This is a genomic window from Prosthecobacter sp., assembly GCF_044227185.1.
GTDB lineage: Bacteria > Verrucomicrobiota > Verrucomicrobiia > Verrucomicrobiales > Verrucomicrobiaceae > Prosthecobacter.
Genome location: NZ_JBGAFO010000002.1, coordinates 132,609 through 158,287, shown reverse-complemented (window position 1 = coordinate 158,287; position 25,679 = coordinate 132,609). Strand labels below are relative to the sequence as shown.

At 62.3% G+C, this 25,679-nt stretch carries 25 protein-coding genes and 1 tRNA gene; 15 read left to right on the top strand and 11 right to left on the bottom strand.

Translation table 11 applies throughout. The features are described 5' to 3' along the window. Nucleotides 1–67: 67 nt before the first annotated feature. Complete coding sequence (locus tag ACILSQ_RS05150) at nt 68–454, top strand: DUF2237 family protein (protein ID WP_395742514.1); 387 nt, start codon at nt 68–70, stop codon at nt 452–454. 113 nt (nt 455–567) lie between these two features. On the opposite strand, the gene ACILSQ_RS05145 is transcribed toward ACILSQ_RS05150, so the two are convergent. From ACILSQ_RS05145 to ACILSQ_RS05130, 4 genes are all read right to left on the bottom strand, one after another. Further along, nucleotides 568–1,098 carry a hypothetical protein gene (locus ACILSQ_RS05145; RefSeq protein ID WP_395742513.1) on the bottom strand — a complete coding sequence of 177 codons (531 nt, stop codon included), beginning with the start codon at nt 1,096–1,098 and terminating at the stop codon, nt 568–570. Between the two features lie 202 nt (nt 1,099–1,300). Beyond that, nucleotides 1,301–2,989 (bottom strand): GIY-YIG nuclease family protein, encoded by a 1,689-nt coding sequence (locus tag ACILSQ_RS05140; protein WP_395742512.1) that lies wholly within the window; start codon nt 2,987–2,989, stop codon nt 1,301–1,303. Between the two features lie 423 nt (nt 2,990–3,412). After that, nucleotides 3,413–5,419 (bottom strand): adenylate/guanylate cyclase domain-containing protein, encoded by a 2,007-nt coding sequence (locus ACILSQ_RS05135; RefSeq protein WP_395742511.1) that lies wholly within the window; start codon nt 5,417–5,419, stop codon nt 3,413–3,415. Between the two features lie 64 nt (nt 5,420–5,483). Continuing rightward, nucleotides 5,484–5,930, bottom strand: coding sequence for a hypothetical protein (locus tag ACILSQ_RS05130; RefSeq protein WP_395742510.1), 447 nt, complete (start codon nt 5,928–5,930; stop codon nt 5,484–5,486). Between the two features lie 462 nt (nt 5,931–6,392). Here ACILSQ_RS05130 and ACILSQ_RS05125 point away from each other — a divergent pair, with 462 nt between their 5' ends. The 8 genes from ACILSQ_RS05125 (at nt 6,393) to ACILSQ_RS05090 (ending at nt 13,540) form a co-directional block, all read left to right on the top strand. Beyond that, nucleotides 6,393–7,007, top strand: a complete 615-nt coding sequence (locus ACILSQ_RS05125; RefSeq protein WP_395742509.1) for a superoxide dismutase — start codon at nt 6,393–6,395, stop codon at nt 7,005–7,007. 128 nt (nt 7,008–7,135) lie between these two features. Beyond that, nucleotides 7,136–7,447: a hypothetical protein gene (locus tag ACILSQ_RS05120; RefSeq protein ID WP_395742508.1), complete on the top strand. Its 312-nt coding sequence runs from the start codon at nt 7,136–7,138 to the stop codon at nt 7,445–7,447. A 426-nt stretch (nt 7,448–7,873) separates the two neighbouring features. Next, nucleotides 7,874–8,779 (top strand): thiamine-monophosphate kinase, encoded by a 906-nt coding sequence (locus tag ACILSQ_RS05115; protein WP_395742507.1) that lies wholly within the window; start codon nt 7,874–7,876, stop codon nt 8,777–8,779. Nucleotides 8,780–9,138: 359 nt separating this feature from the next. Continuing rightward, nucleotides 9,139–9,555, top strand: a complete 417-nt coding sequence (tsaE, locus tag ACILSQ_RS05110) for a tRNA (adenosine(37)-N6)-threonylcarbamoyltransferase complex ATPase subunit type 1 TsaE (RefSeq protein WP_395742506.1) — start codon at nt 9,139–9,141, stop codon at nt 9,553–9,555. A 49-nt stretch (nt 9,556–9,604) separates the two neighbouring features. After that, entirely contained in the window at nt 9,605–10,228 is a 624-nt protein-coding gene (gene tsaB / locus ACILSQ_RS05105) for a tRNA (adenosine(37)-N6)-threonylcarbamoyltransferase complex dimerization subunit type 1 TsaB (RefSeq protein ID WP_395742505.1), read from the top strand. After that, entirely contained in the window at nt 10,225–11,073 is an 849-nt protein-coding gene (locus tag ACILSQ_RS05100; RefSeq protein ID WP_395742504.1) for an SMP-30/gluconolactonase/LRE family protein, read from the top strand. Before tsaB ends, ACILSQ_RS05100 begins: the two co-directional genes overlap by 4 nt. Before the next feature lie 116 nt (nt 11,074–11,189). Next, on the top strand, nt 11,190–11,651 hold the full coding sequence (locus tag ACILSQ_RS05095) for a DUF2726 domain-containing protein (RefSeq protein ID WP_395742503.1): 462 nt from the start codon (nt 11,190–11,192) through the stop codon (nt 11,649–11,651). A 110-nt stretch (nt 11,652–11,761) separates the two neighbouring features. Next, nucleotides 11,762–13,540: an FAD-dependent oxidoreductase gene (locus ACILSQ_RS05090; RefSeq protein ID WP_395742502.1), complete on the top strand. Its 1,779-nt coding sequence runs from the start codon at nt 11,762–11,764 to the stop codon at nt 13,538–13,540. 23 nt (nt 13,541–13,563) lie between these two features. Here the strand turns inward: ACILSQ_RS05090 and ACILSQ_RS05085 are convergent, their stop codons facing one another. After that, nucleotides 13,564–14,571, bottom strand: coding sequence for a phosphodiester glycosidase family protein (locus ACILSQ_RS05085; protein ID WP_395742501.1), 1,008 nt, complete (start codon nt 14,569–14,571; stop codon nt 13,564–13,566). A gap of 103 nt (nt 14,572–14,674) precedes the next feature. On the opposite strand from ACILSQ_RS05085, the gene ACILSQ_RS05080 reads away from it, so the two are divergent. Both ACILSQ_RS05080 and ACILSQ_RS05075 read left to right on the top strand, forming a co-directional pair. Beyond that, nucleotides 14,675–15,976, top strand: coding sequence for an acetylxylan esterase (locus ACILSQ_RS05080; protein WP_395742500.1), 1,302 nt, complete (start codon nt 14,675–14,677; stop codon nt 15,974–15,976). A 119-nt stretch (nt 15,977–16,095) separates the two neighbouring features. After that, complete coding sequence (locus tag ACILSQ_RS05075; RefSeq protein ID WP_395742499.1) at nt 16,096–17,394, top strand: hypothetical protein; 1,299 nt, start codon at nt 16,096–16,098, stop codon at nt 17,392–17,394. A gap of 1,198 nt (nt 17,395–18,592) precedes the next feature. On the opposite strand, the gene ACILSQ_RS05070 is transcribed toward ACILSQ_RS05075, so the two are convergent. Beyond that, entirely contained in the window at nt 18,593–19,477 is an 885-nt protein-coding gene (locus ACILSQ_RS05070; RefSeq protein ID WP_395742498.1) for a prenyltransferase/squalene oxidase repeat-containing protein, read from the bottom strand. Between the two features lie 111 nt (nt 19,478–19,588). Between ACILSQ_RS05070 and ACILSQ_RS05065 the strand changes: the two genes are divergently transcribed. Beyond that, a tRNA-Leu gene (locus tag ACILSQ_RS05065) sits at nt 19,589–19,673 on the top strand. Nucleotides 19,674–19,759: 86 nt separating this feature from the next. Here the strand turns inward: ACILSQ_RS05065 and ACILSQ_RS05060 are convergent. Next, on the bottom strand, nt 19,760–20,197 hold the full coding sequence (locus ACILSQ_RS05060) for a hypothetical protein (RefSeq protein WP_395742497.1): 438 nt from the start codon (nt 20,195–20,197) through the stop codon (nt 19,760–19,762). A gap of 190 nt (nt 20,198–20,387) precedes the next feature. Between ACILSQ_RS05060 and ACILSQ_RS05055 the strand changes: the two genes are divergently transcribed. The 3 genes from ACILSQ_RS05055 (at nt 20,388) to ACILSQ_RS05045 (ending at nt 22,358) form a co-directional block, all read left to right on the top strand. Beyond that, nucleotides 20,388–21,062, top strand: coding sequence for a ubiquinone/menaquinone biosynthesis methyltransferase (locus ACILSQ_RS05055; RefSeq protein WP_395742496.1), 675 nt, complete (start codon nt 20,388–20,390; stop codon nt 21,060–21,062). A gap of 76 nt (nt 21,063–21,138) precedes the next feature. Further along, nucleotides 21,139–21,933, top strand: coding sequence for a HipA family kinase (locus ACILSQ_RS05050; protein WP_395742495.1), 795 nt, complete (start codon nt 21,139–21,141; stop codon nt 21,931–21,933). Continuing rightward, nucleotides 21,930–22,358, top strand: coding sequence for a DUF3037 domain-containing protein (locus ACILSQ_RS05045; RefSeq protein WP_395742494.1), 429 nt, complete (start codon nt 21,930–21,932; stop codon nt 22,356–22,358). Before ACILSQ_RS05050 ends, ACILSQ_RS05045 begins: the two co-directional genes overlap by 4 nt. 11 nt (nt 22,359–22,369) lie before the next feature. Here ACILSQ_RS05045 and ACILSQ_RS05040 read toward each other — a convergent pair whose 3' ends face one another. The 4 genes from ACILSQ_RS05040 to ACILSQ_RS05025 all read right to left on the bottom strand — a co-directional run bounded on the left by ACILSQ_RS05040 (nt 22,370) and on the right by ACILSQ_RS05025 (nt 25,657). After that, complete coding sequence (locus tag ACILSQ_RS05040; protein ID WP_395742493.1) at nt 22,370–23,875, bottom strand: NAD(P)H-hydrate dehydratase; 1,506 nt, start codon at nt 23,873–23,875, stop codon at nt 22,370–22,372. Beyond that, nucleotides 23,872–24,630, bottom strand: coding sequence for a hypothetical protein (locus ACILSQ_RS05035; RefSeq protein ID WP_395742492.1), 759 nt, complete (start codon nt 24,628–24,630; stop codon nt 23,872–23,874). Before ACILSQ_RS05035 ends, ACILSQ_RS05040 begins: the two co-directional genes overlap by 4 nt. Before the next feature lie 63 nt (nt 24,631–24,693). Then, entirely contained in the window at nt 24,694–25,158 is a 465-nt protein-coding gene (folK, locus tag ACILSQ_RS05030; RefSeq protein ID WP_395742491.1) for a 2-amino-4-hydroxy-6-hydroxymethyldihydropteridine diphosphokinase, read from the bottom strand. Nucleotides 25,159–25,261: 103 nt separating this feature from the next. Then, nucleotides 25,262–25,657: a hypothetical protein gene (locus ACILSQ_RS05025; protein ID WP_395743016.1), complete on the bottom strand. Its 396-nt coding sequence runs from the start codon at nt 25,655–25,657 to the stop codon at nt 25,262–25,264. Nucleotides 25,658–25,679 lie beyond the last annotated feature (22 nt).

The window sequence follows — 25,679 nt, the reverse complement described above, 5'->3', positions numbered from 1 at the left end:
GTCAATTCTCCGGCCTTCGCGGTGCAAGCCCCTGGCGCTCCCCACCCGCCGCGTTCATAGTCCCCTCATGCGCACAAACGTCCTCCGCAAACCCCTCACCTGCTGCTGCCGCAAGCCCATGACCGGCTTCTACCGCGACGGGTACTGCCGCACCGGCCCTGGCGATGTCGGCCTTCACACCGTCTGCATCGAGGCCACCGAGGAGTTCCTCAATTTCTCCTACCTCAGCGGCAACGACCTCACCACACCCGCCCCCGAGTGGGACTTCCCTGGCCTCAAGCCCGGCAACCGCTGGTGCCTCTGCGTCACCCGTTGGAAGGAAGCCCTCGATGCCGGCTGCGCCCCGCCCGTCTGCCTCTCCGCCACCCACGAATCCGTCCTCGAGTGGGTCGATCTCGAAGACCTCAAAGCCCACGCCCTCGACGACCCCGGCGAAGTCATCGACAACGAGTAACCTCATCAATCGTCCACCGACTCGAAACTCGTCCGCAATCTCTCGCTTCGCGTCATCTTCCGCCTCCGCCAGTTGGAATATCTGCTCAAATGAAAAGCTAAGTGTGGGAAAACTCACTTCCCCATGCTCACCCGGCTTCCCCTTCCTTTGCTTTGCTCCAGTTTGAGCAATTGGCAATAAGAACGGAACTGGTGCCATGCTAGCAGTGCTCCGCCCAGCGGCAGTCCCGCGACCATCAATTTAACGGAGCCCGGCATCATCATCTGGCTCATCAAAGCATTCGCAACAAAGGCATGAACCAATGCGGCAGCCTGCAGCAAGATCGAGCCTGACAGCATCCAAAATTTTTGCGCTGTGGACAGCCATAAGCCTGCCGCGCCGATGCAGGCAGCGGAAACCCCAAACACCACGTATCTGAACACATCGGGAAGCTCGGACGGCCGTAAAAACGAGAGAATCGACACTGCCACCACTATCAGCAGCGCACATCCCGCCACATACGCAGCCGATTGCTTCCGCAAATGGTTCAGCGCCTCCTGAGTCTCCTGTTCATGCTTCAGCAGTTGCGCGAGGCTCAGCAACGGCCCTCCGCATTGCGGGCAGCGTCTGACATTCGCTAAACTGGCACCTTCATAATCCTTCACGCATGGGCGGCAGCGATAGTTCTCCATAGGGTTGAAGCGCTGGTTAGTTGCGCAGCAGGCTTTTTATAAAACACAGACCTGCCTTTGCGAGTCAAAAGCTCAGCAAACTCCTTGCGCCGCGCAACATCTTCGGCCGCATCCAGCATCCAGCATCCAGCATCTAGCATCTAGCATCTAGCATCTAGCATCTAGCATCTAGCATCTAGCTCCGGCTCTCCAAAAACTCCTTCACCCCCTGCGCCAGCACCTTGCTGATCCCCGGCACCTCCGCGATCTTCTCCACCGTCGCCTTCCTCAGCCGCGTCACCGAGCCAAACGCTTTCAGCAGCGCCGCCTTTCGCGCATCGCTGATCCCCGGGCAGTCATCCAGCACGCTCTCCGCCACCCGTTTGCCCAGCAGCAGCTGGTGGTACCCGTTCGCCCACCGGTGCGCCTCATCGCGGATCCTCTGCAGCAGCTTCAGCGCCCCCCGCTCATGCGGAATAATCACCGGATAGCTCTCCCCCGGCAGGTACACCTCCTCATTCTCCTTCGCCAGACCAACGATCGGCAGCCCGTGCAGCCCCAGCTTCTGCAGCTCCGCCACCGCCACCCCCAGCTGCCCCTTGCCACCATCCACGATCACCAGATCCGGCAGCCTCACAAAAGGCGCCTTCCGTCTTCCATCCATCGCCTCTGGATTCTCGTCATTCGTCATGGATTCGCTTCGCCCCCCTCCGGGCTCGCGTTGCTCGTCTGTGTCGCTCCGCTCGGCTCCGCATTCATCATTCGTCATTTCCAGTCTCCGCATTGCCTCCAGCGGCTCCTCCTGGGAAAACTCCGCATCACTCCCCGCTGCCTGCCTGCCCTCCAGCAGGATGCGTGAAAACCTCCGCCGTATCACCTCCGCCATGCTCACAAAATCATTCTGCCCGCTCACCGCGCGTATCCGGTACCGCCGGTAGTTCGAGTTGTCCGGCACCCCGTTTTTAAACCGCACCATGCTCGCCACACAGTGCGCCGTGCCGATGTTCGCAATGTCAAAGCACTCCATCACCAGCGGCGTCTTTTCCAGATGCAGCAGCTCCTGCAGCTCCCTCACATCCGCCATCGGGTCGATGCTCCGGATCACCCGCGCCCGGGTCCCCCGTTCAAAGCTCCGGCTCGGGATCAGCGTCTTCTTGAAATCCTCCACCATATCCCGCAGCTCCGCCGCCTTTTCAAAGTCCATCCGCGCCGCCGCATGCTGCATCTCCTCCTCCAGCGCGCTCACCAGATCCTTCGACTTTCCCTCCAGAAACTCGCACGCCTGCTCCATCCGCTTCTTGTACTCCTCCAGCGAGATCCGCCGGATGCACGGCGCCGAGCAGTTCTTGATGATGTCGTTGCTGCAGTGCTTGTAGTCCGCCTCCCCCGGCTTCAGCGGCCGGCACACCCGCAGGCCAAATCTCTTGTTCAGCCAGCTCAGCGTCGTCCGCAGCGCCGTCCCATGCGGAAAGGGGCCGAAGTACCGCGCCCCGTCATCCTTCTTCAGCCGCGTCGTCGCCAGCCGTGGAATCTCATCCCCCAGGTGCACCCGCACCATCAGGTACCGTTTGTCATCCCGGAAGGTCACATTGTACCGCGGCCGGAATTCCTTGATCAGCCGCCCCTCCAGCACCAGCGCCTCCGTGTCATTGCGCACCTCGTGCAGCTCAAAGTCCCAGATGCTAGCGATCAGCGCCCGCGTCTTCCTGTCCGCCAGTTGAGACCTCGCCGGCGTGAAGTAATTCGCCAGCCTCTTCCGCAGATCCCGCGCCTTCCCCACATAGATCACGCTGTTCAGCCGGTCCCGCATGATGTACACCCCTGGCACATGCGGCACATCACGCAGCTTCGCGAGCAGATCAGGTTTGGCACGTGAGGAAGACATCGAGAAAGAATGATAACAAAATGACGAATGACGAATAACGCATGAACCCGCGACCCGCCAGGCAGCCAGGCAGCCAGAGCAGGGCAGGGAAGGAGGAGCAAAGTCAAGACCGCCTCATCAGCCCGTCAAGCCCTTCGCCCCGCCCACTCCTCAAATACGTCTCATCCTCCCCATCCGTCCCATTTCTTCCACCCACAAAAGCAGACTTGTTGCCGCGCCCCAAAAACCCTCGCTCGCACCTCCCACATCTCCCACCGCGCCGTGGCCCCCACTCTCCGAGCCCGGCTTCCCTTCTCCCCAAGAGGGCCCACCCACCACCACCCCACAAAACAACCCAAAGCCCCCCCAAACAGAAAACCGAGAACCGAGAACCAAGAACAGAGAACAGAGAACAGAGAACAGAGAACCATCCCCAGCATCCAGCTACCCCACCACCCTCCAAGGATGCACCGCCTCCGAAATCCCCTTCAGTTGCATCGGCGGCATCGGCACTGCGTTAATAAAACTCTTCGAGTCCTCATACGTCTCATCATCCATGATGATCTCCCCCGCCTGAGCGATGCTGCACAGCCTTGACGCCAGGTTCACCCGGTGTCCCAGCACCGTGTAGCTCAGCCGCTGGTCAGACCCCATGCACCCCGCCACCACCGGCCCCGTCGCCAGCCCTATCCCCACCTCCAGCGAGTGCTTGGACACCTCGTTCAGCTCACGCCTCACCCGCAGCATGTTCAGCGCGCACTTCACCGCCTTCACCGCATCTTCCCCCGTGCTCTGCGGCGCCCCAAACAGCACCATGATCAAATCCCCCACAAACTTGTCCACGATCCCCCCGTGCTCATACGCCACCCCCGTCAGCGCCGTCATGTGCTCGTTCAGCAGCTCGATCACATCCGCCGGCGGCATGTTCTCCGTCAGCGCCGTAAAGCCGCGGATGTCGCAGAACAGCATCGTCACATGCCGCAGCTCCCCGCCCAGCGTCCCGCTCTGCGTGATCAGCTGCTCCGCCACAGACCGGTCCGCCACCGCATTCAGCACGCTCCGGTACTTCTCCTGCAGCGCCAGCCCCGCCGCCATCTCATTAAAAGACGCCGCCAGCCTCGCCAGCTCGTTCTCACCCCGCACCGGCACCCTCACATCAAAGTTCCCTCGCTCGATCTGGTGCGTCCCGCTCACGATCTCGCGGATCGGCCCCGAAAGCCCGCGGGAGATGTACAGCACCGCCACCAGCGCGATCAGCAGAGACACCACCCCCAGCACCCCCACATCCCGCCGCAGCTCCCCCAGCTCCTTGTCCATCACCGCCAGCGGGTACAGGTTCACCTGCGCCGCCAGCGGAAAAGGCGAGCCCGGATTCAGCACCCGGTAGTAAATCTGGTGCCGCTCCCCGTTGATCCACACCGCCATCCCCCGCTGCGTCCGGTGCGTGTGGTGGATCGAGTCCGCAATGTGCGCCGCCACGATCTCCCGCTCCTCCTTCGGGATCGTCGTGCTCACCAGCCCCTCCTCCACCCACACCCCGCTCATGATCTCCCCCAGGTCCGAGTGCTTCGTCTGCTCATACAGCACCCTCTCCGCCAGCACCTGCAGCGGCAGTCCAAACAAGATCGCCCCCAGAAACTCGCCCGACTTCGGGTCGCGCAGCGGTGTGATGTACATCTCCCTCACCTGCTCGTAGCGGTTGTCCTCCCCGTACTCCAGGCGCATGTAGCCGATCTCCTGCTCCTTCAGGATGTCCTTCAGCTTGTGCTCTCCCAGCCACAGCAGCTTCCCCGACTTCCGCCGGAACTCCGCGCTCGTCGCGCTTTCCCGCAGTCGTGAGGGCAGCAGCATCCCGCGCGCGCCAGGCAGGTTCTTCCTCGATGACATGACAAAGTTCCCCTCGGGATCAATGAGGTCGATCGACGGCTGCTGCGACATCGGCAGCTTTGAAAGCACGTACTCCCTGTTCTTGTCCCGGTCCCGGTCCTTCTCCCTGTCCCGGTCTTTCCCTTGGTTGTCCTTGTCCTTGTCAGTGTCATTGCCTCCCGCTCGTGCCGCCGGCATCGGGCCCGGGTGCGGCGGCGTCCCCGGCGGCCCTCCGCTCCTCATCAAGCCCGCCCCTGGCACATCGCTCAGAATGCGCTCGCTCGTCAGCGACTCCAGCTCCGCCCGCAGCGTCTGCCACGCCGCACCCAGATTCTTCTTCGAGATCGCCTCCAGCAGCTCCGGCTCCTTCGCTATCTTGTCCAGTACCTTGGACAGCGCCTCCGTCCGCTTCTTCCTCGCTGCCGAATAGCTGCTGATCTGCGAGTCAAACTGCTCCTCAAACAGCTTCCGGTACGACTCCATGAACTTCACCTCCGCCAGCACCAGCGTCGCTATCGTGATCCCCGCCACCACCGGAAACACCGTCAGGATCAGCTTGGCACGAAAACTGTGGAACCACTTCATGAATCAGATGTCACAGGCAAAGCATGACGCAGGAGGATGAACCCGCACCCGCCCGCATGGTTGCTCACCGCACGCGTTTCATCGTGTACGTTCCGTGGTCCATCGCGCACTTGTAGTTCGCCTTGAAGTCATCCCCCTTGATCGTCCCTTCATAGTGGTACAGCCCGCCCGCCCAGTCCGGCATCTTGTGCTCCCCGGTAAAGCGGTAGCTCCCATCCTGCTGCTTCTTCGTGCGGTGCACCGCCTTGTAGCTCCCGCTCAGGATCTTCTTCCACGTCGCATGGTAGAAAAACTCGTGGTCCCCCTGCAGGTCCTTCAGCTCCGACACCACGCACCGCAGCTCCCCTTGGTGGCCGTTCGCATCACTCAGCCACGTCCCCTGCCACCTCCCCTCCACCTGGGAAGTCACCGGCGCCTTCCTCCACGCAGACCGAAACGCAACCCCGCACGAAGACAGGCACGAACTCAAAATCAGACCAAGGACCACACGGAAGATCAAAGCATGTTTCATGAATGAAGGAAGAAAGGAAGGAAGAAACGAGAATGGCAGTCCCCTACGAACGTCCCGCCCGCCCGCCCTTTTTCGCCCATCCCCCAATTGCCCCTCCCCCAGCCCATAAGCCCCCCGCCTATCCCACACGAAGTAGTCCCCACACTCCGTGTGCGGTATCGCGCGTCCTCCAGGCTCTCAAACCACCTCCCAGCTCCCCAGCCCACCCCACGCGGCGTGGTCCGCACTCTCCGAGTCCGGCCCCGCACGTCCCCCAGCCTTCAACCAGCACCCATCCCCCGCCCAATTTGAAATTCTCAGTTTTCAGTTCCCAGTTTACAATCCCTTCCCCCCTCCGCCGCCTCCCCGGCCACTCTCCCCTCAGCATCCCTCAGTCCCCGAAGTAGGAACAACCTTCCTCTTGCCCCCGCCCGTATCCACGATACTAACCCCCGAGAACCTCAAATCAACCCACCCACCACCATGGCCCACACCCTCCCCCCCCTGCCTTATCCCTCCAACGCTCTCGAGCCCCACATCGACCAGCAGACCATGGAGATCCACCACGGCAAGCATCACAACGCCTACGTGACCAACCTCAACAACGCCCTCGCCGGCAAGCCCGAGCTTGAGGCCATGTCCGTCGAAGACCTCTGCAAAAACATCTCCAAGATCCCCGCAGACGTCCAGGGCCCCATCCGCAACAACGGCGGCGGTCACTTCAACCACACCCTCTTCTGGAACATCATGGGCCCCAATGCCGGCGGCGCCCCCACCGGTGCTCTCGCTGACGCCATCACCTCCACCTTCGGCAGCTTTGACGCCTTCAAGGAAGCCTTCGGCAAGGCCGGCGTCGGCCGCTTCGGCTCCGGCTGGGCCTGGCTCGTCGTGAAGGACGGCAAGCTCGCCATCACCTCCACCCCCAATCAGGACAACCCCCTCATGGACGGCTCCGGCACCCCCATCCTCGGCTGCGACGTCTGGGAGCACGCCTACTACCTCAAGTATCAGAACAAGCGCCCCGACTACATCGCCGCCTGGTGGAACACCGTGAACTGGACCGCCGTGGCAGACCGTTACAAGGCCGCTCTCGGCTGATTCCCCGCTTCCTGACGCCTCGTCCTCTTCACAAAGCGCGGAACGGCCCTGCCCGTCCCGCGCTTTGTCGCTTTCAGGCTCCGTCATTCGACATTCCTCATTCTGGTTTCGTCATTTATCCGATGTCCATGGTCCTCCATCGTCTCCGCAACGGCCTCATCTATTCCCAGGCCTTCGCAGACTACCTGGCCTCGAAGCACGCCAGCGAATCCATCGGCCATCCCGGCGAAGTCATTCACCTCGACTACGTCCGTTGTTCTCAGGGAGATCTCAGCGGCCAGGAGTGGTGCCAGCTCACCTGGATCAGCGGCGCCCAGGCCGCCACCGAGCACCGTCACCCCATCGGCGGCACCGAAGTGTACATCCACAAGCAAGCCCTCCGCGGCCTCAAAAACCGCCTCCTCCATTTCGATGGTACAAATGTGGTCGTGAAGCAGTAGCCATGATGCACGCCCTCCACATGATCTTGCCCACGATGCCCCGTCCAAGGCATTCCATCCGCCACACCACACCGCCGCACACCAGCCCCAACGGGGCTGCGGAACATAGCCCAGGGTCAGCCGAGCCTGGGCGAGGCGACCCTGGGTATCATCCATCAGACCGGGAAGCAAACCCAGCATTCCGCCACACCCAGCGGCCACCAGCAGCGTCTGCCAGGCAGCTCCGCCACACCTTTGCCGTGCACGCCACACTCCCGTCAACCTCTCTCCACTCGGCCCGCTTAATCACGCGCCCTCATCCGCCCCGGACGCACCCCGCATCCACCCTTCATCCGGCGTCCGCCATTCGACATTGATTCGTCATTCCTCATTCTGGTTTCGTCATTGTCGGCACATCCAACACGCTTAAAACAGCCAAAGCCCCACATGCCGACCCTGGCCGACATCGGAGAAGACAACCTCATCCGCAAACTCATGCGCGGCGTGAAGCTCGACAGCGACGTCATTGCCGGGGCAGGGGATGACTGCGCCGTCGTCCGCGGCTCCAAGGACGAACACACCCTCCTCAAAACAGACGCCCTCGTGCAGGACGTCCACTTCACCCTCGAAACTCCTCCGCGCCTCATCGGCCGCAAAGCCATCGCCCGTGTCGTCAGCGACTTCGCCGCCATGGGCGGCACCCCGCGCCACGCCATGGTGACCCTTGTCGCCCCACCCAGCATGGAGGTGGCCTTCCTCACCGAGGTCTATCGCGGCATGCGCGCCATCGCCAAAGAATACGGCATCAACATCGTCGGCGGCGAAACCTCCCGCGGCCTCGTCCTCATGCTCTCCATCTCCATGAGCGGCACCGTCCCCTCCAAGCGCTGGCTCTCCCGCAGCGAAGGCAAGGCGGGCGATGTCATCCTCGTCACCGGCCGCCTCGGCGGTTCCATCCATGGCAAGCACCTCAAATTCCAGCCCCGGCTCGAAGAAGGCCGCTGGCTCTCCGAACATGCCCATCCCCATGCCATGATGGACATCAGCGACGGCCTCGCCAAAGACCTTCCCCGCCTCGCCCTCGCCAGCGGCACCCACTATCAGGTCAATGTCGCCTCCTTGCCCTGCAATCCCGGCTGCACCTTCGACCAGGCCTGGGGCGATGGCGAAGACTACGAGCTCCTCCTCGCCGTCAATCCCCGCAGCGTGAAGTCCCTCCTGCAGAAGTGGCGCCTCGCCTTCCCCAAGCTCCCCCTCACCATCATCGGCAAGCTCGTCCCCCCCGGCGAAGGCCGCCCCCCCGACTTCGAAAGCACCGGCTGGGATCACTTCGCCCTCAGCGCCGACGCCTGAGCCCCCCCCACTCCGCCGCCGCTTTGCGTCTTGGAGTGCTCCAGCCCTCTGGAGCTTTCCGTCTCATCCAAGCCCCCCTGAAAGTCTCTCAACCGTCCGGCTCTGAAATTTTTTTGCCCCTTATCTTTTTGCCCTTAATCCTTCCCAATCTCGAAGGAATGTTTGCGGTGCAAATCTCCATCCTCTCTCGACCTCGCAAAGCCCGCTCTCCCACTCTTCAGATTCTGAAATTTTTCTACCCCTAATTTTTCTACCTTCACTCTCTTGGCTCCGCATAACAAGCCTCGCCCACCTCTGAAAAATCTCTGCGCCTTTCCGATCTCTCCGGTGCAACTCAACTTCCGTTCCAGGCACTCCTCATGACCACCCTCGCCACCGCCGAAGACGCCCACGCCTGGGGCATGCAGCTCGCCCCCACCCTCGCCGCAGGCGATGTCATCGCCCTCTGCGGCACCCTCGGCGCCGGCAAAACCCAGATCACCCGCGGCATCGTCGCCGGCATGCAGTCCCAGGCCGCCGTCACCAGCCCCACCTTCACCCTCGTCCACGAATACCTCGACGGCCGCCTCCCCGTCTTCCACTTCGACTTCTACCGCATGGACTCCGCCGCCGAAGTCCTCGGCATCGGCTGGGACGAGTTCCTCACCGAACCCGGCCTCATCATCGTCGAATGGGCCGACCTCTTCCCCGACCTCCTCCCGCCCCACACCCGCTGGTTCCATATCGAAGCCAGCGCTGACGGCTTGCGAACCGTCACCGAATCCTCCAAATCCTGACGCCTCATCCATTCGTCATTCCTTATTCTGATTTCGTCCTTTTCTCCGCATGCTCCTCTCCCTCGACCTCTCCACCGCCCACGGCAGCATCGCCGTCGTGCATGGAGATGACGTCCTCTTCCAGTCCACCTTCCAGTCCGAGCGCTCCCACAACGCCCAGGTCTTCGCCCCGCTGAAAGAAGCCCTCACTACAGCCGGCAATCACCTCAGCGGCATCGTCATCGGCAATGGCCCCGGCTCCTACACCGGCGTCCGCATCGCCATCGCCGCCGCCCAGGGCATCGCCCTCTCCCGCAATGTGTGGTGCGCCGCCTGGTCCTCCCTCACCGGCCTGGACCTCGATACCCCTCCCGCCTACCAAGTCATCGGCGATGCCCGCCGCCAGAGCTTCTATCTCGCCCGCGTCGAGAACGGCAGGCTGCGCCCCGACCTCGAAATCGTGTCCGCCGAAATCGCCCAAAAAAAGGCCTCCGATTGCGGAATATGGTACACAACTGACCCCAAACCACCGCTCAATCTGCCATTCAAAACGGCCAGACCAGACGCCGCCAAGCTCGCCAAAATCGTCCAGTCCCTCCCCCCCTCCGAGCTCGCCACCCTCATTGCCCAGCCCCTCATCCCCCACTACCTCGCCGAAGCCTTCATCACCCTTCCCAAACGCTCCACCCCATGACTCCCGAACCCATCACCACCCACGTCTCCGAATGGGGCGAAGGCCCCATCTGGCACCGCGACCGTCTCTTGTACGTTGATATTGAATCTTATAAGATCATCGCCTTCACCCCTTCCACCGGAGAAGAAAAGGTCTGGAACGTGGGCCAGCGCGTCGGCACCGTCGTCCCCCGCGCCAGCGGCGGCCTGCTTTGGGCCGGAGATCACGGCTTCTTCTTTCTCGATGAAGCCACCGGCCAAAGCACCCTCATCGCCGATCCCGAACCCAACCTCCCCGACAACCGCTTCAACGACGGCAAATGCGACCCCGCCGGCCGCCTCTGGGCCGGCACCATTTGCCTCCAGAAGCGCCCGGATGCCTCCCTTTACTGCCTCCACACCGACCTCCGCGTCGAAAAAAAGTTCGGCCCCGTCACCAACTCCAACGGCATCATCTGGAGCAGTGACGCACGCACGATGTATTACATCGACACGCCCAGCAAAAAGATCCGCGCCTTCGACTTCGACAAAGCCACCAGCGCCATCACCCACGAGCGCGTGGTATGGGATACCAGCGCCGATCCCTCCTCACCCGACGGCATGACCATCGACAGCGAAGACCGCCTGTGGATCGCCTTCTGCCACGGTGCCAAAGTGGTCTGCTTCAATCCCGCTACGCGCCAGGTGGAGACGCAGATCGACTTCCCCTGCGTTGAAACCACTGCCTGTGCCTTCGGCGGTCCCGATCTGCGTGATCTCTACATCACCACCGGCAAGAAGCCCGGACTGGAGGAGCCCCTCGCCGGACGCCTCTTCATCTGCCGTCCTGGAGCGCAGGGCGTGCCGAGTGATGCGTTTGGTGGATGAGTCCTGCAGCCAGCCGAGAAGCGCAATAGATGTCAGCCCGAGCCTCCATAAGCTCACGAAAATAAGCATGCGCACTTGTCAGGCGTGATGATTGTGATTATAAAAACCATAATTGCATGAAACTCATCGCTCCTGATCCCGAGATGCGTACGGCTGTTCCGTTTGAATACACGGCCAAGCCACTGCTGACACCCACGGAGGCGAGATTTCATGCCTGCCTGCTTCACATCACGCAGGAGCGCTGCCGCATTCAGATCAAGCCGCGGCTGGCGGACGTGTTTCAGCATGAAAACCGCAACGGGGCCTTTCAGATGATCAGCCAGAAGCATGTGGACTTCCTCATCTGCCGTAATGACGACTGGATGCCGATGCTGGGCATCGAGCTGGATGATGCCAGCCACAATTCGATCAAGGCCAAGGAACGCGACATGTTTGTGAATCTTCTCTTTGCCTCCACGGGCGTACCTCTGCTGCGTCTGCCCGTCCAGGAACTGGATCAACTGGAGGTTCTGGTCGAGGAGCTGAACCGCGCCTGGAGCCACCGCTGGAAGACTTTGGAACTGGGTGTCGCGGATTAGGCGAGAGGAAAAAGATGCTGCATGACAGGCTCACAACCCGTGGCCTGTTACTCTGCATGAAGCTTTTCGTTTTTTCACTTTGGGTCCTGCTTTCATCCCTTCGCCCTGCCTTGGCGGAAACCGCGGTGCAAAAAGTGGACGTGTGTGTGTATGGAGCCACGCCGGGAGGCATTGTTGCCGCGGTGGCTGCGCGCCAGGAGGGGTGCTCGGTGCTGATTGTGGAACCCAGCCGCTGGGTGGGTGGGATTCTCGGTGCGGGGATCAAGCCCATGCAGGACTGCGCTGCGCCGGAGGCGGTGGGCGGGCTCACGACCAGCCGCGTCTTCAAGCTGGGGAACAGGCCGGATCTGATCCGCGAGGCCTTCGCGAAGTGGCTGGAGGAGGAAAAGATTCCAGTGCTGTTTGAGCACCGTGTGGAAAGAACGCGCAAGACTGGCACCACGATCCACAGGCTCGTGCTCGAACTCGCCCCGCCGGATGCTCACGGCGTCCCCGCACCGCAGGCCACGCAGCGCGATGCCGCCACCATCGAGGCCAGGGTCTTCATCGATGCCAGTTACGAAGGCGATGTGCTGCGTGCCGCCGGAGTGCATTACAGCGTGGGCCGCGAGTCGAAAGATGTTTTCAATGAAGAACTCGCGGGCGTGGGGCCAGCAACGAACTGGACGCCCATCGATCCTTATGTCGTCCCCGGCGATGCGAAGAGCGGACTCCTTCCGCTGGTGGACAAAGATCACGGACTGCCCAAAGGCGCGGCGGATGACTACACGCAGGCCTACAACTACCGCTTGTATGTGACCCGTGACGCGGAGAAGAAGATCGCCTTTAAAAAGCCGGAAGGGTATGATGCCAAAGACTTCGAGCTCGTGGGCCGCTATGTGGAGCATCTGGTCCGCACCACCGAGGGCGGAGAGGAGAAACTGCTCAAACGCCTGCGCGACATCTTTCCTGGCTGGAGAAACAGCGGCGAATACAACTACAAGCGCGACTCCCTTGTCACCATTGCTCCGCTGGGCGTGAGCCGTTACTACCAGGATGGGGCCTGGGTGAGAAAGTCTCGCGTATGGCGGCAGCACCAGGATTACCTGAGCGGGCTGCATTACTTTCTGAGCAACGACGAGCGGGTGCCGCAGAAGTTCCGTGAGGAGACGGCCGCGCTGGGGCTGGACAGGACCATGCATGCGGACACGGAGGGCTGGCCCAATCAGCTCTATGTGCGCATCACACGGCGCATGCAGGGGCCGTATGTGCTGACTCTGGCGGATGTGTGGAACCAGACCCAGGTGGAGGACAGCGTGGGGCTGGCGCTGTATGGCGTGGACATTTATCCCGTGCGTCGTTACGCCGTGGCTGACCCCGCCACGGGAAAGATGGGCGTGGCGACGGAGGGGAACATGTTTGTGGGCGGCTCGCAGGGCACGGGACATCCCTATCCCATCCCGTATCGCGCACTGACGCCGAAGGCGAAGGACTGCGGCAATCTGCTGGTGCCGGTGTGCTTTTCTGCAAGCTACATCGCGTATGCGTCCGCGCGCATGGAGCCGGTGTTTTGCGTGATGGGCGAGTCGGCGGGGGTGGCGGCGGCGCAGGCGATCCATGCCGGTGTGCCGGTTCAGGCGGTGGATGTGGGGAAGCTGCAAGGGCGGCTGCGGGAGCGCGGGCAGATTTTGAAATGGACGGGCGGGAACCTGAAGCCGAAGGGCGGTGGAGTGACGACGGGCGAGTGGGAATCCAAGGAAGCCTGGAGCGAGGCGAAGCCCGGCTGGGAGTGGCTGTTCCCGTTTATCGACACGAACAAGGATGGGAAGATCTCCAAGGCGGAGCATGAAGCCTTTCAAGAGTATAAGAAGCAGCACCCGGCGTGGATGAAGGAGCTGAAGGAGAAGTGATCAGTAGGGGGCCGGAGACCCCGTCACCTTGGCATGCCTTCCACGATCACGGGGGCCTTCCGGCGGACGCCGATGTACACCGGGGATCTCTGGCGCTCCAGCCACTTGTGCTTAAAGGGGAGCTCGGTGTTGAAGGCGTGGAAGTGCCAGGGGCCGTCGTCGGTGCGGATGGAGTATTGCAGGGCGCGGCCGCCATCCAGCAGGGTGGCGTGCTGGACGTCGAGCTTGCGGGCGATCTCGGTGACTTCGCTGACGTTCATGACGCCGCCGTCGCCGGAGAGGACGAAGACGATGGTGCCGTCCTCCCGCATGCCGACGAGCGAGCGGTAGGTGACTTTGGAGCCGTCGAAAAATTCGTCGGGTTTGAGGTCGATGTAGGAGAAGGTGGTGTGGTGCTTCATCACAGAGGGATAGACCTGGCAGCCTTCCTGGATGAGTCCGGGAACATCGTTGAGCAGTGATTTCGGCCCGCACCAGGGGCGGCCGTCTTTGACGAAGAAGCAGCCGCTCCAGTCGCCAAAGGGCTGGTTCACCTGGCGGCCTTCGTGATAGACCCAGCCCATGGGACGGCCTTTGGGGTCGCGGAAGTTGGCGGTGATGGCAAACCAGAGGTTACCCTCCGCCATGCGTTCGCGCGCGGTGGTGAGGGCGAACTTGGGCTGGAAGGTGGTCATGAAGTCGAAGCGGTCGGCGGAGAAGGTGACGACCTGGACTTCCGCGCCGAAGAGGCGCTGGGAGAGGCCGGCCAGCGTGCCTCCGCCGCGCCGGACTTTGAGGGTGGACCAGTGCATGCCGGTCTCGCTGTGGCGCTCGATGAGGGCGGCATCGAGATCTCCGGCGGTGAGGGAGACAGCGGATTTCCACTCGCCGCGCTTGGTGAGGATTTGCAGCGGGGACTTGGAGTCGCGCACGCTGACGGCGACGAGGTTGCTGTTCACATTGAAGAACACCTCGGCGGCAAGCCAGACCAGCAGCGCGCCGGCAAGGACGAGCAGCAGAAGCAGCTTCAGGCATCCGCGTTTGGAGGGCATGGGGGTGCGCCAGCATGGAGAACAAGTCCGGCACGATCAAGAGAGATGTCAGTCGGGTGAATGAAGATTGATTCAGGCGGTGGTCTGTTCCAGTTTCGCGGGCATGAAACTGATTTTGCCCTCCGCCTTTGTTTTTCTGATCTCGCTGGGGTTGCTGGCGCAGTCGCCCGCACCAGCACCCGTGCTGACGCTGAAGGCCAGCACGGATCATCCGGACGCCTTGTACAAGGTGGGTGAGACGGCCACCTTCACGATTGAGGCGCTGCAGGGAGGGAAGCCGGTGGAGGGCAAGGTGACCTGTGTGTTTTCCAAAGACGGCGTGCAGCCACAGCCACCGCAGACGCTGAATCTGAAGAGCGGCAAGGCGACTGTGATCGGCAAGCTGGACGAGCCGGGCTTTCTGCTGCTGCGCGTGACAAGCGAGAAAGCCTCCGCCATGGCCGCGGCGGGCTATGATCCGCTGCTGCTGAAGCCGAGCATGCCGGTGCCGGAAGATTTTGACGCCTTCTGGGCGGCGCAGAAGGCCGTGCTGGCGCAGGTACCGGCGAAGGCGGTGCTCACCCCTGTGACGACCGGTGCGCCCAAGGGCGTGGCGGCCTTTGATGTGCAGATCGACTGCGCCGGTGGCAAACCGGTGAGCGGCTATTTCGGCAGGCCGCTGGACGCGAAGCCGAAGTCCCTGCCGGCGATCCTGCATGTGCATGGCGCAGGGGTGCGCAGCTCAAATCTGGGCAGTGTTTCCTGGGCTCTGAACGAGGGCGGGATGCTTTCCATGGACATCAATGCGCACGGCCTGCCGAATGGGAAACCGAAGGAGTTTTATGACGCGCTGGCAGCGGGAGAACTGAAGGATTACCGCATCGAGAACCCGCGGGACCGTGAGAAGATCTACTTCAAAGGCATGTTTCTGCGGCTGATGCGGGCGCTGGATTTCCTGGCGGCGCAGCCGGAGTGGGATGGGAAGACGCTGATCGTCTATGGCGCGAGCCAGGGCGGGTTCCAGGCGTTTGCCGCAGCGGGGCTGGACCCACGGGTCTCCTTCATCTGCGCGGGAGTGCCGGCTGGCTGTGACCACACCGGCAGCCAGGCGAACCGCATCGCCGGCTGGCCAAAGATCGTGCCGCTGGATGCGGAAGGGAAGCCGGACCCGGCGGCACTGCAGGCCTCGCGCTATTTTGACAATGTGAACTTTGCCACGCGGGCTAAGTGCCAGGGTGCGGTGGTGACGGTGGGCTTCATCGACACGACCTGCCCGCCGACGAGTGTGTATGCAGCGTACAATGCGCTGACGATGCCCAAGGAGATGCACACCGACATCCTCTCCGGGCACACGAGCACACCCGCGGCGAGCAAATTCATGCAGGCGGCCGCCTTGAAGCATGTGCGGGAGAGCAGGGCGAAGTGATGCCCCCGCTGGCGCTACAGCGTCGCTAAAGTTGCGTCCTTAGTGGAGGTGTTCTTGCATAAAAAACGCAAAAAGTGGTGACATAAAGTTTTGGCGAGGTTACGGTGAATACTTCGCCTATGAATTCAAGTTCTGCTCTTTTCAAATCCATCGTGTTTATCACCAGTCTCAGTCTTCTGGCTGTTTCTGGTCTGCCAGTCGAAGCTCAGGAAGCCAAGGCCAAGGGAAAGGCCACCCACAACAAAAAGGGTGCGCCTCCCACGCCCAGTTCTCTGGTCAAGGACATGAAGGCCTCCGTGGCCGTCATTGTCAAAAACGCCAAGGACATCAATCCCAAGTCCAAGCAGGCGGTGCCGTTTTACTCCGCGCTGAAGACCACGGCCAAGGGGCTGGATCAGATGGACAAGGGCATCAAGGAAAAGAGCCAGGACATGCTCAAGGGCCTGGACGCCACCGGTGAAGGGGTCACCCAGCTCGCCGCCACCTGGGGCATCATTCGCGGTGCGCATCCCAAGTCTGCCGTGGGGCGCGGCTTGAAGTCGCTGAATGCGGCCTATGAGATGTACCTCACCCATTACGGCCCCTCCGTGGCTGCCCTGAAGAAAGGTGGCAAGAAGGGCAAGCTCACCGATGCTGAACTGGCCGAAATCCAGGAAGCCGGCCCGAAGATGGAGGAGCTCATCGGCAATCTCAAGAGGGCCTCCGCCAACGCGAAGCCGAAGAGCTACCAGTCCCGCATGATCGCGGATCTCATCGGTCTGGCGGAGAAGATCCTGGGCATCCAGGGCACGGACCGCGGCACGTATGCCAAGTATCAGTACCAGACCGGCCGCCTGCGCAACACCCTCGCGGCCTACGGCAACATCAACAAGGCCTACTACCCCGAGTACTACAAGTCCTCCTGGACGGTGCTCACGCCGGTGGTCAATGTGCTGAGCGCCATCTTTGACGACTCCGCCTGGGGCTACTATGACGGCTGGGACTACTATGACGTCGCCATCGTGAACTACGGCAGCTACTATGAAGAAACCGCGATCAGCCTGTCCATTGAAGTAAGCGAAGTGTCCTCCTACGAGGAGTCGGTGGAAAGCTACGAGGAGGAATCCGCCACGGAGGAAGATGAGGAAGACGAGGAGGAGATCGACGAAGAGCAGGACGAAGAAGACGACGAGCAGTCCCTGGCGGATGAGGCCGCCGACTGCGAAGACGACGCTGATGGCGACGGCATCGACGACGAAGAAGATGAAGACGACGACAACGACGGCATTGCCGACGAAGAAGATGGCGACGACGACGGCGACGGCGAGTCCGACGAGGAAGACGGAGATGAAGAGGACGAAGAAATGGAAGACGAAGGTGACGACGACGACTGCGACGGCGCCGCCGACTGCGGCTGCGACGGCTGCTGCCAGGAGTAAGCCTCACGATCGAAGATTTCTTCCCGAAACAAATTCCAGGCGCATGGTCTCAGGGCCATGCGCCTTTTTTGCGTGCGCCCGGCAGGGCGCACTCACTTGGCGGTTCAAGTCCGCCGCACACCCGGCAAGGGAACGTGCTAGCTGAAAGGCAAGGGCGTCAGCCGTGAGGCTGAGTCCGAAGGAGCCGACCGTAGGGAGACAGCCAGCCAAAGGCTGCCCGAAGGGGGCGCGAAGCGCAGCAACTCAGAAGCAAAACGCTGCACCGATGAACAAGAACCTCATACAAGGCACCACGATGGAGACAAGGCGGCCAATATCGCTGAAGTCCGATTCTTGCCCGGAGAGTCGTGATGTATATGGGGCGGTGATGAGCGGGGAGGTGAGTGCGTCATACCCGGGGAGGTCTGGGAACCTGCTCCAAGAAGAGCTATCGTTGCCGGAAGGCGGTGGGAAGGGAACCCAGAAGTCAGCAGAAGGCATAGTAGCAGCCGCTCCACGCTGCGAAGGCCCGAAGAGAGAAGACCACCACCGTCATGTCGATGGAGCGAGGAGTCGCAGCAACGGAGCCTGAGATGACACCAGCAGCCCACCGGAGAGGCGTGCGGAACACGCCGTGCCGTGGGACTGCCGCGACAAAGCCCACGGTCGTGACTGACCCAGGTGAGTCCACATGGGAAAGACAAGACAGCAAAGACAACGCTCCGTGCGAGCTGATGCCCCGCATCCTCTCGCGCGAGAACATGCTCGCAGCCTGGCAGGCCGTGAGGCGCAATGCCGGAGCCGCCGGAGTGGACAGACTCCAGGTGGAAGCATTGCCCGAATGGTTGAAAGCCAGATGGGAGCAGACTACAACGTTGGCAGCGTCAGGTCAGACCATGAACACAAACTCTTCAACTCAACCGCCGGATGCGGAACCGCACGTCCGGTGGTGTGGGAGGACGGCGGGGGCAACCCCGCCTCCTACCCGATTTTTCTCCCTCTCCCCGCTCCAGACTTACGACTGCAATCTCGATTGCCTCCGGGGAGAGGGCTGGGGTGAGGGGAAACGAGACGCGCCGACAGCGCTGAATCACCCCTCACCCGGCCTCTCCCCCGAAGGGATTCCTTGCGGGAGCACATGTCCTCGGCGTGGAGAGGGGATTCACTTTGTGTTCTTTCTCGATGTTTCCTTACCTTCGTCACCTGCGTCAGCTTCTTATCACGCCAGATGCCCCAGTGCCAGCAGGCCGTAGTAGGTGTACTCGCAGTCCAGCACATCATCCGTCCAGTTCCCATGAAACCCGCCGGTGGCATCCCAGAGGGAATCGACGAAGTCGAGGCAGGGCTCTTTGAGACGGGAGTAGTCGGCCTGTACGGCATCCAGGGCGTGGAGGGCCACGGCGGTGGAGAGGAGATCGGGAATGGGGGCGGCGGGCAGGGCCAGAAAGCCGCCGGCGGGCAGGCACTGGCGCATCAGCCAGTCCACCGCTTCCGGGGGCGGGGCCATGTCCATGTGGCGGTGCAGTGCGACCATGGCCGCGGTGGCGGTGGTGGAGCCCACAGGGATGCCGGGCTCATTTGACCAGGCACCATCCGCCGTGCGCAGGCCGCCCATGCACTCCGCCAGCCGCCATGGCTCAGGAGGGAGGCCGCCGAGATCCTGATAGGCCCCCCACGCCAGCAGGCAGCCGTAGGCGCTGCCCTTCGCCCGCTTCGGTGCCTGATGGTAGCCGCCATCGGGGCAGCGAAAGGCCTCGATGCGTGCGGCCAGCGCCTCCCGCGCGGCGGGAGGGAAGTGCTGCATGCCTGCATTGGCCCAGCAGCGTGCCAGGCAGCAGAGGTGCACAAAGTCCTGGCCTTCTCCATCGCCGAAGTGAGCCAGCCAGGGACGCACATCAGGAATCGTGTCGGCATTCACCGAAAGGGCCTGCAGGCCTTCAAGGCCGAACACGGTGTAGTAGAGATCGGGCTTGTCATTGCGGTCCAGGAAGCCGCCCTCCGGAGAAAGGCGGGAGCGCAGAAAGGCCTGCACCAGGTCCGCCGACTCACCGAGGAGTTTGGGGGCCAGACGTGCGACTTGCAGCATCTCAAGACGAAAGGACATGAACACGCGACTAACCCCGGTGCCGGACTGCTGCCAGAAGAAACTGATTTTCCCGCTTGAGTATTTTCTGGCTTGGTCAAAAATCACGTCCCCAGTCAACCCGACTCCATTGCTCACGTGGCGGAATTGGTAGACGCGCTAGATTCAGGTTCTAGTGAGTAACATCGTGAAGGTTCGAGTCCTTTCGTGAGCACCATCCCCCTCTAACTGAGGGGTTCCCCTTGGGAAATAGAGAGTGGATCTAGCGCTGCCTGTGAGAGGTGCGGCGGTCAATGAAAGCCCTCACTGAGCATAGGTCGATTTTCCCCCGAAGGTGAAGGCTTTGGGCAGAGCGCATTTGCATTTCGCCGAGGTGCACACCTTGGGCCTGGCGCACTGGCAGCGCGGGTCCGCGCACGCATGCTGCTTCTCGCACGAGCAGCCGGCGCTCAGGCAGACGCGGGGCAGGTTGCACCTGCATGGCCGGACGTCCGCGCAGCAGGCCCATTTTTCATCATGCGTGACCTTGTGTCGTGACCACGCGCGCCAAAAACCGAGCTTCCACAACCAGACCGCCACCATGAGAGAGGTGGCGGCGGCAGCCTGCGCGAGGGAGGCGGAAATCCTGGAGGCATCAAACTTCAAGGCGTCCAGCGCAGCGCATGTTCCGACCACCAAACCCAGCCATGCGGCGGCCCACCCCAGCCCGCCGAGAAATGCCATGACACCGCGCGTTTTCATTCGGCAGGCTATTCCGCGCTCATCCGCCTTCAAGCTGATTCGGGCGCGACATTTGAGCGGCTGCTTCCCACCTTGAGGCCCGCAAAAAACGGCTCGTCAAACGGCGATAAGTCGGCAAGGTGGCCGCCATGCAGTGTGAGATGAGCGGTGACCGGTTACCCAGAAAGAGAACGAGAAAGGTGAAGGCGATATGCAAGACGCAGGATTCGTAAGGCAGGCCTTTGCGGGGATTGCATCGCGCTATGTGCTGGCTAACCACGTGCTGAGCCTTGGCATTGACTGCCTGTGGCGGCGGACCACGGCGCGGCGCATCGCAGAGCTGCAGCCCCGGCGTGTGCTGGATCTGGCGACCGGCAGCGGCGATCTGGCGCAGGCCGTTCAAAACGCCTGCCCGCAGGCGAAGGTTTTGGGCGCGGACTTCTCCGTGCCGATGATGCGCGAGGCACAGAAGCGCCAGCTCCGCGCCCTGGTGGCCGCGGACGGGCTGGCGCTGCCGTTTCAAGACGGTGTCTTTGACGTGCTCACCGTTGCCTTTGGCCTGCGCAACATGGCTTCCTGGCCCGCGGCCCTGCAGGAGATGAGCCGCGTGCTGCGCCCCGGCGGGCGTTTGTTTGTGCTGGATTTTTCCATCCCTCGCATGCCCGGCATCCGGCAGCTTTACCTGTTTTACCTGAAGGAGGTCATGACCCGCGTGGCCGGATGGATCACCGGCAAACGCGAGGCCTACGTGTACCTCTGCGGCTCCATCGAGCGCTTTCCATCCGGCCGGGAGATGGAGGCGCTGATCTGCGCGAACGGTTTTCAAAGCGCGAGCTCACGGCAGCTCACGCTGGGGATAGCGTCATTGTATGAGGCGGTGAAGTGAGGAAGCCGAGCCCGCCTCTCGTGGTTAACTTCTTGCCTTCTTCGAGCATCTCCGCTTTCGTCGGCTGTCTCATGGCATGAACGCGCCCATCACCATCACCGAAGTTTTGGGCCGCGCAAAGCAGGGGATGACCCGGCCTTTTATTTGTCGGAGCGATGATGGGGCCACGTGTTTTGTCAAAGGTGCTTACGCCGGGCGGCGTTCCTTGTGCTGCGAATGGGTGGCCAACCGGCTGGTGCGTCCGATGTTGCCGGAGGCCGTGCTGGGCGTGCCGCCGTTTAGGATGGCTGAAGTGCCGCCGGCTTTAATCAAAGGCAGTGTCATGCCGGACATACGAGACCTGGGGGCCGGGCGGGTGTTTGCCTCCATGCTTGTCAAAGACGGCCTGGAACTGGAGTGGTCGGAGGCACAGGCGTGGCCCGAGGAGACAAAGGCGCTGCTTCTGCTGCTGGATCTCTGGCTGCAAAATGAGGACCGCAGCCTGTCTGCCCTGGGCGGGAACCCGAACCTGCTGGTGACGCCCGGGCGTGCTCTTGAAGCGAGTGGGGGAAGTGATCCGCCACGAGGGGAAAGGCTGTGGGCGTATGACTTCAATCTGGCGTTCGACCCGGACTTCAGCCGTGCTCGTTTCTTTGATGCCCATGTGTTTGGCAGCATGCTGCGGCAGTGGCCCGCCGGATTTCGGGAGAGCATGACGGCACGCCTGGAAACAGCGCTGACGGAAGTGCGCACGATCTTCGCGGAGCTGCCGCTGGAATGGCTGCATTTGGACGGAGACGAGAGTTTGCCTGTGCAACTCGACGTGGAGGGAGTAAACTCGATCCTGCAACTGCCGTTCACCGAATCTGACAGCTTCTGGACTTTGCCATGACATCTGCACAACATGCCTGCAACTACGCGCTGCTCCATTTCCGGCCTCATCGAGAGACGGGGGAGATGGTGAATGTAGGCGTGGTGGGGATCTGCCTGCAGCCCTGCTTGTTTCATTTCATGATCGAGGAAAAAATGACCGCCCGGCTGAAAGCCGTTTTTCCCGAGCAAAAAGAAGAAGCCTTTGCCGCCGCGGCAGCCGCCATGAAGCGGGAGATGGAACGGGTGAAAGCCACCATCCACGATCCTAAGACCTGCCAGCTTGCCTTTAACAAAGTGGTGCGCCCGAGGGAGTCCATTTTTTGTTTCAGCGAGCCGCGCACGATTCTCACGGCGGATGCGCTGCACTTTGCGGAGGTGCTGTTCAGCCGCTATGTGCGAATGGAAGCGCTGCCGCAGCACAACGCCCATCTGGCCGCGGCCTGACAAGGAAGGGATCAGATCAGGCCGTCCTTCAAATCCTGCAGCGCACCGCCGAGGTGAGATGTGACATCCGTGGCGCCGACGGCTTCCATGGCCGCCCCTTCCTGAATGACAAAGCGCTCGGCGGCGCGGCCGCAGAGCCATGCACCGAGGCCGGCCGCCTGATGAAGGGGGATGTGCTGGGCGGCGAGGGCAGCGCAGACGCCGGTGAGCACATCGCCCATGCCGCCGCTGGCCATGCCGGCGTGGCCGGTGGTATTGAAGAGCGTGGGCTGGCCGCGCGTGGCGATGACGGTGCGCGTGCCTTTGAGCAGCAGCGTGTGGCCGGTGTTGGTTTCGGTGAGGGACTCCACCAGCGTGCGGCGGCTCATGCCATGCCAGCCGGGGAAGTTGCGCAGCAGGCGGTCCATCTCACCAGGATGCGGGGTGAGGAGGCGTGGCAGCTTGCCCATGGCATCGAGCACGTCCGGATGCTGGGCCAGCATGGTCAGGGCGTCGGCATCCACCACGGCGGGAGTCTTGCTGCGCTTCAGCACTTCGAGGATTTCCTTCTCATGTGCAAAGCCGAGGCCGGGCCCGAGCGCGAGAGAGTCGAAGCGCATCTCGAGCACGTCACGGTAATCGTCGATGGGCTTGACCATCACCTCGGCAGGCATGCGCGGTGCCATGAGGAGATAAACATCTTCCTTCACCAGCAAAGTGACGAGCCCCGCGCCGCCGCGGATGGCGCCACGGCAGGCCAGCTCCGCCGCACCGAGAAAGCCCGGTGATCCGGCCAGGATGCCCACGCGCCCGGCATCTCCCTTGTGCATGTCATTGGCACGCCGTGGCAGCCAGTGGCGCAGCAGGCGCGGTGTGAGTGCCTCAGCACTCGCATCGCCGGTGATTTGAGACAGCGCGGGCAGAGGCACCAGCGCGATGCGCCCGACGTAATGATCGGCCCCGTCTTCGAGCAGGCCGGATTTGATGTGCGCCACCACGGCGGTCACATCCGCCTCCACGGCATCATCGCAGGCATCGCCATGGTCGCCATCGAGGCCGGAGGGGATGTCCATGGCGATGGTCAGCGCGTGGCGCTGGGTGCGGAGCGTGTTCATCTCGCGCGCCAGGGCCTGCAGCTCGGGCTTCATGGGTCCCGTGGCACCGATGCCGAGGAGCCCATCCAGGCTCACCAGAGGGCCGGCGGGAAAGTCAAAGGTGGTGGCGTCTTCCAGGAAATGAACCAGGCTGCCGAGAAGCGCGAGATGGCGGCGCGGGAGCTCCTTCATCGCGGCGGGTTCGCAGCAGAGCCGGGCGTGCAGTTTCCAGCCATCCGCCACGAGTTCACGCGCGGCCACCAGCGCATCGCCAGCATTGTTGCCTTTGCCAAGAAACAGCACGAGCGAGCCAGCGCGCGGCGCAAACTGGCGCACCACCTGCGCGATGCCTTTTCCCGCCTCCTCCATCAATGCGGCTGCGCTCACGCCGTGGGTGAAGGCGGCTTCTTCGCATTGCTGCATCTGCTGGCAGGTGACGATCATGGAATCTCCGCTGCATCCAGCAGCATGGCTTTGAGTTGGTGCGCGGACTGGAGGGTTTCCTGCGTGGTTTTGGTGGCGGGAAGAGAGAGGACGCGCGTGCCCTCGGCCGTGGTGTTCAGGGCGTGGGAGATGGCCTCGATGCTCTTCACCTCAGGGCCGCCGAGCACCAGCAGCTGCATGAGCCGTTCTCCATCGCGCTGCAGTCCCTCCTTCAGCCGCTGCAGCGCCGCCGGTGTGTCTGGTATGAAGGCAAAGCGCAGGGAGCGTACCACTTTTTCACCGGTGACCTCATGTGCCACGGAAAGAGCCTCGGCAATCGCCTGCGTGGTGCTCTCAAGCTGCTCAGGCTGGCCGCCGTAGAGGACCAGGGCCATCACGATTTCCCGCGGGCGCTTCGTGCCGGTGAGTTCGGCATCAATGAGGGCCAGCCCCTCGCCAAAACGTTCGCGGCGCACCGCGTAGCCCATGTTTTCCGCGCCCATGGTGGATTCGAGGTAAGCGGGAATGCTCAGATCACGGTCCGCCTGGCCCAAAGCCGTGCGCACAATGCCCGCAACCCTTTCGATGCCCTCAGGGCTGATCGTGCGGCGCAGCGCCAGCGCATATTTAAACGAGCGGTCCGCCGCCTGATCCTTCTTCCACTGCCAGATGCCAAAGGAGGCAATGCCGAGAATGATGGTGCCCACAGGCAGCATGACGAGGGCAAAGCGAATCCAGCGGCCGGGGTCAGCGGGGGTTGGTGGTGCGTCGGTCATGGGTGATGATCCCATAGCCATGATTCAGCGTGATGCCACGCCGAATGCGGGGAGTGATGCGCCTCAATCCAAATTTTGCAGCAGCTCCGCCACTGTCTCCTTTTGCCCAGGCAGCACCAAATCCGGCCGGATGTCCGCCAGCGGCTCCAGTACAAAGCGGCGCAGGTGCATGCGCGGATGCGGCAGGATGAGCACGGGATCGTCACTGACGACATCATCCGCATACAAGAGGTCCAGATCCAGCGTGCGCGGCGAATTGCGCTCGCGCTGTTCGGGTCTGCCCAGCGCCTGCTCCACGGCTTTGAGATGCGCATGCAGCTCCTGCGGCGTGCACTCCGCCGCCACTTCGATGACCGTGTTTAAAAACGCCTGCGTACCCGGCGCGCAGTCCACAGGCTCCGTCTCATACACCGGCGCGCTGGCGTTGAGCCGGATGCCGGGCACCCTCGCGAGCAGCAGGTCGATGCCGCGTTGAATGCTGGCAGCGCGATCACCGAGATTGGAGCCGAGGGCGATGCCGAAGTTCATGGGAAGGGGAAGTTGACGGTGGTTTACGGTTATTGACGGTTGTTTTCCAACCCCCGGCTAACAACCGTAAACCACCGTCAACGATTGTTCAGCCACCGCAAACTCAGATTCCGCGCGGAGAGGTGGAAACGGTGCGGACGGCAGTGAGGGTGTGGCCTGCGGCAAGGGTGTCTGCGATGAACTTCAGGAAGCCGCCGGAGGGACGGCAGGGGATGACATCGAAAGGAATGAGTTCGTTTTCAAAGCGAATGATGTTTTTCGCATGAGCATCGAAGACTCCGAGGTTGTCCGCCGCGCGGTAGTAGCCGCAGGCGGTGACTTTCTCGAAACCTTGCCCAGCAAACCATGCGTCGATTTCCGCCAGAGTGACGGGCACAATGTCGAAGCGGGGCTGAGAGGTGACGATGGCGAGGTCATCGCCCTGGTCGAGGATGCCCTCCAGCCGGTTGAGCCCGATGACGAGTTCGTTTTGCAGATGGAGACGTTCGAGATACTCAATCGGCGAAGCCTCCCAGAGATGA

Excerpts from the sequence above, each read along its gene's own strand:
- ACILSQ_RS05035 (WP_395742492.1), bottom strand. The coding sequence starts at position 24,630 with ATGACCGACGCACCACCAACCCCCGCTGACCCCGGCCGCTGGATTCGC.
- ACILSQ_RS05040 (WP_395742493.1), bottom strand. The coding sequence starts at position 23,875 with ATGATCGTCACCTGCCAGCAGATGCAGCAATGCGAAGAAGCCGCCTTC.
- ACILSQ_RS05050 (WP_395742495.1), top strand. The coding sequence starts at position 21,139 with ATGAACGCGCCCATCACCATCACCGAAGTTTTGGGCCGCGCAAAGCAG.
- tsaB (WP_395742505.1), top strand. The coding sequence starts at position 9,605 with ATGCTCCTCTCCCTCGACCTCTCCACCGCCCACGGCAGCATCGCCGTC.
- ACILSQ_RS05080 (WP_395742500.1), top strand. The coding sequence starts at position 14,675 with ATGAAACTGATTTTGCCCTCCGCCTTTGTTTTTCTGATCTCGCTGGGG.
- ACILSQ_RS05095 (WP_395742503.1), top strand. The coding sequence starts at position 11,190 with ATGAAACTCATCGCTCCTGATCCCGAGATGCGTACGGCTGTTCCGTTT.
- ACILSQ_RS05060 (WP_395742497.1), bottom strand. The coding sequence starts at position 20,197 with ATGAAAACGCGCGGTGTCATGGCATTTCTCGGCGGGCTGGGGTGGGCC.
- ACILSQ_RS05125 (WP_395742509.1), top strand. The coding sequence starts at position 6,393 with ATGGCCCACACCCTCCCCCCCCTGCCTTATCCCTCCAACGCTCTCGAG.
- ACILSQ_RS05140 (WP_395742512.1), bottom strand. The coding sequence starts at position 2,989 with ATGTCTTCCTCACGTGCCAAACCTGATCTGCTCGCGAAGCTGCGTGAT.
- ACILSQ_RS05085 (WP_395742501.1), bottom strand. The coding sequence starts at position 14,571 with ATGCCCTCCAAACGCGGATGCCTGAAGCTGCTTCTGCTGCTCGTCCTT.
- ACILSQ_RS05135 (WP_395742511.1), bottom strand. The coding sequence starts at position 5,419 with ATGAAGTGGTTCCACAGTTTTCGTGCCAAGCTGATCCTGACGGTGTTT.
- tsaE (WP_395742506.1), top strand. The coding sequence starts at position 9,139 with ATGACCACCCTCGCCACCGCCGAAGACGCCCACGCCTGGGGCATGCAG.
- ACILSQ_RS05130 (WP_395742510.1), bottom strand. The coding sequence starts at position 5,930 with ATGAAACATGCTTTGATCTTCCGTGTGGTCCTTGGTCTGATTTTGAGT.
- ACILSQ_RS05120 (WP_395742508.1), top strand. The coding sequence starts at position 7,136 with ATGGTCCTCCATCGTCTCCGCAACGGCCTCATCTATTCCCAGGCCTTC.
- ACILSQ_RS05100 (WP_395742504.1), top strand. The coding sequence starts at position 10,225 with ATGACTCCCGAACCCATCACCACCCACGTCTCCGAATGGGGCGAAGGC.
- ACILSQ_RS05075 (WP_395742499.1), top strand. The coding sequence starts at position 16,096 with ATGAATTCAAGTTCTGCTCTTTTCAAATCCATCGTGTTTATCACCAGT.
- ACILSQ_RS05115 (WP_395742507.1), top strand. The coding sequence starts at position 7,874 with ATGCCGACCCTGGCCGACATCGGAGAAGACAACCTCATCCGCAAACTC.
- ACILSQ_RS05055 (WP_395742496.1), top strand. The coding sequence starts at position 20,388 with ATGCAAGACGCAGGATTCGTAAGGCAGGCCTTTGCGGGGATTGCATCG.
- ACILSQ_RS05045 (WP_395742494.1), top strand. The coding sequence starts at position 21,930 with ATGACATCTGCACAACATGCCTGCAACTACGCGCTGCTCCATTTCCGG.
- ACILSQ_RS05070 (WP_395742498.1), bottom strand. The coding sequence starts at position 19,477 with ATGTCCTTTCGTCTTGAGATGCTGCAAGTCGCACGTCTGGCCCCCAAA.
- ACILSQ_RS05150 (WP_395742514.1), top strand. The coding sequence starts at position 68 with ATGCGCACAAACGTCCTCCGCAAACCCCTCACCTGCTGCTGCCGCAAG.
- folK (WP_395742491.1), bottom strand. The coding sequence starts at position 25,158 with ATGAACTTCGGCATCGCCCTCGGCTCCAATCTCGGTGATCGCGCTGCC.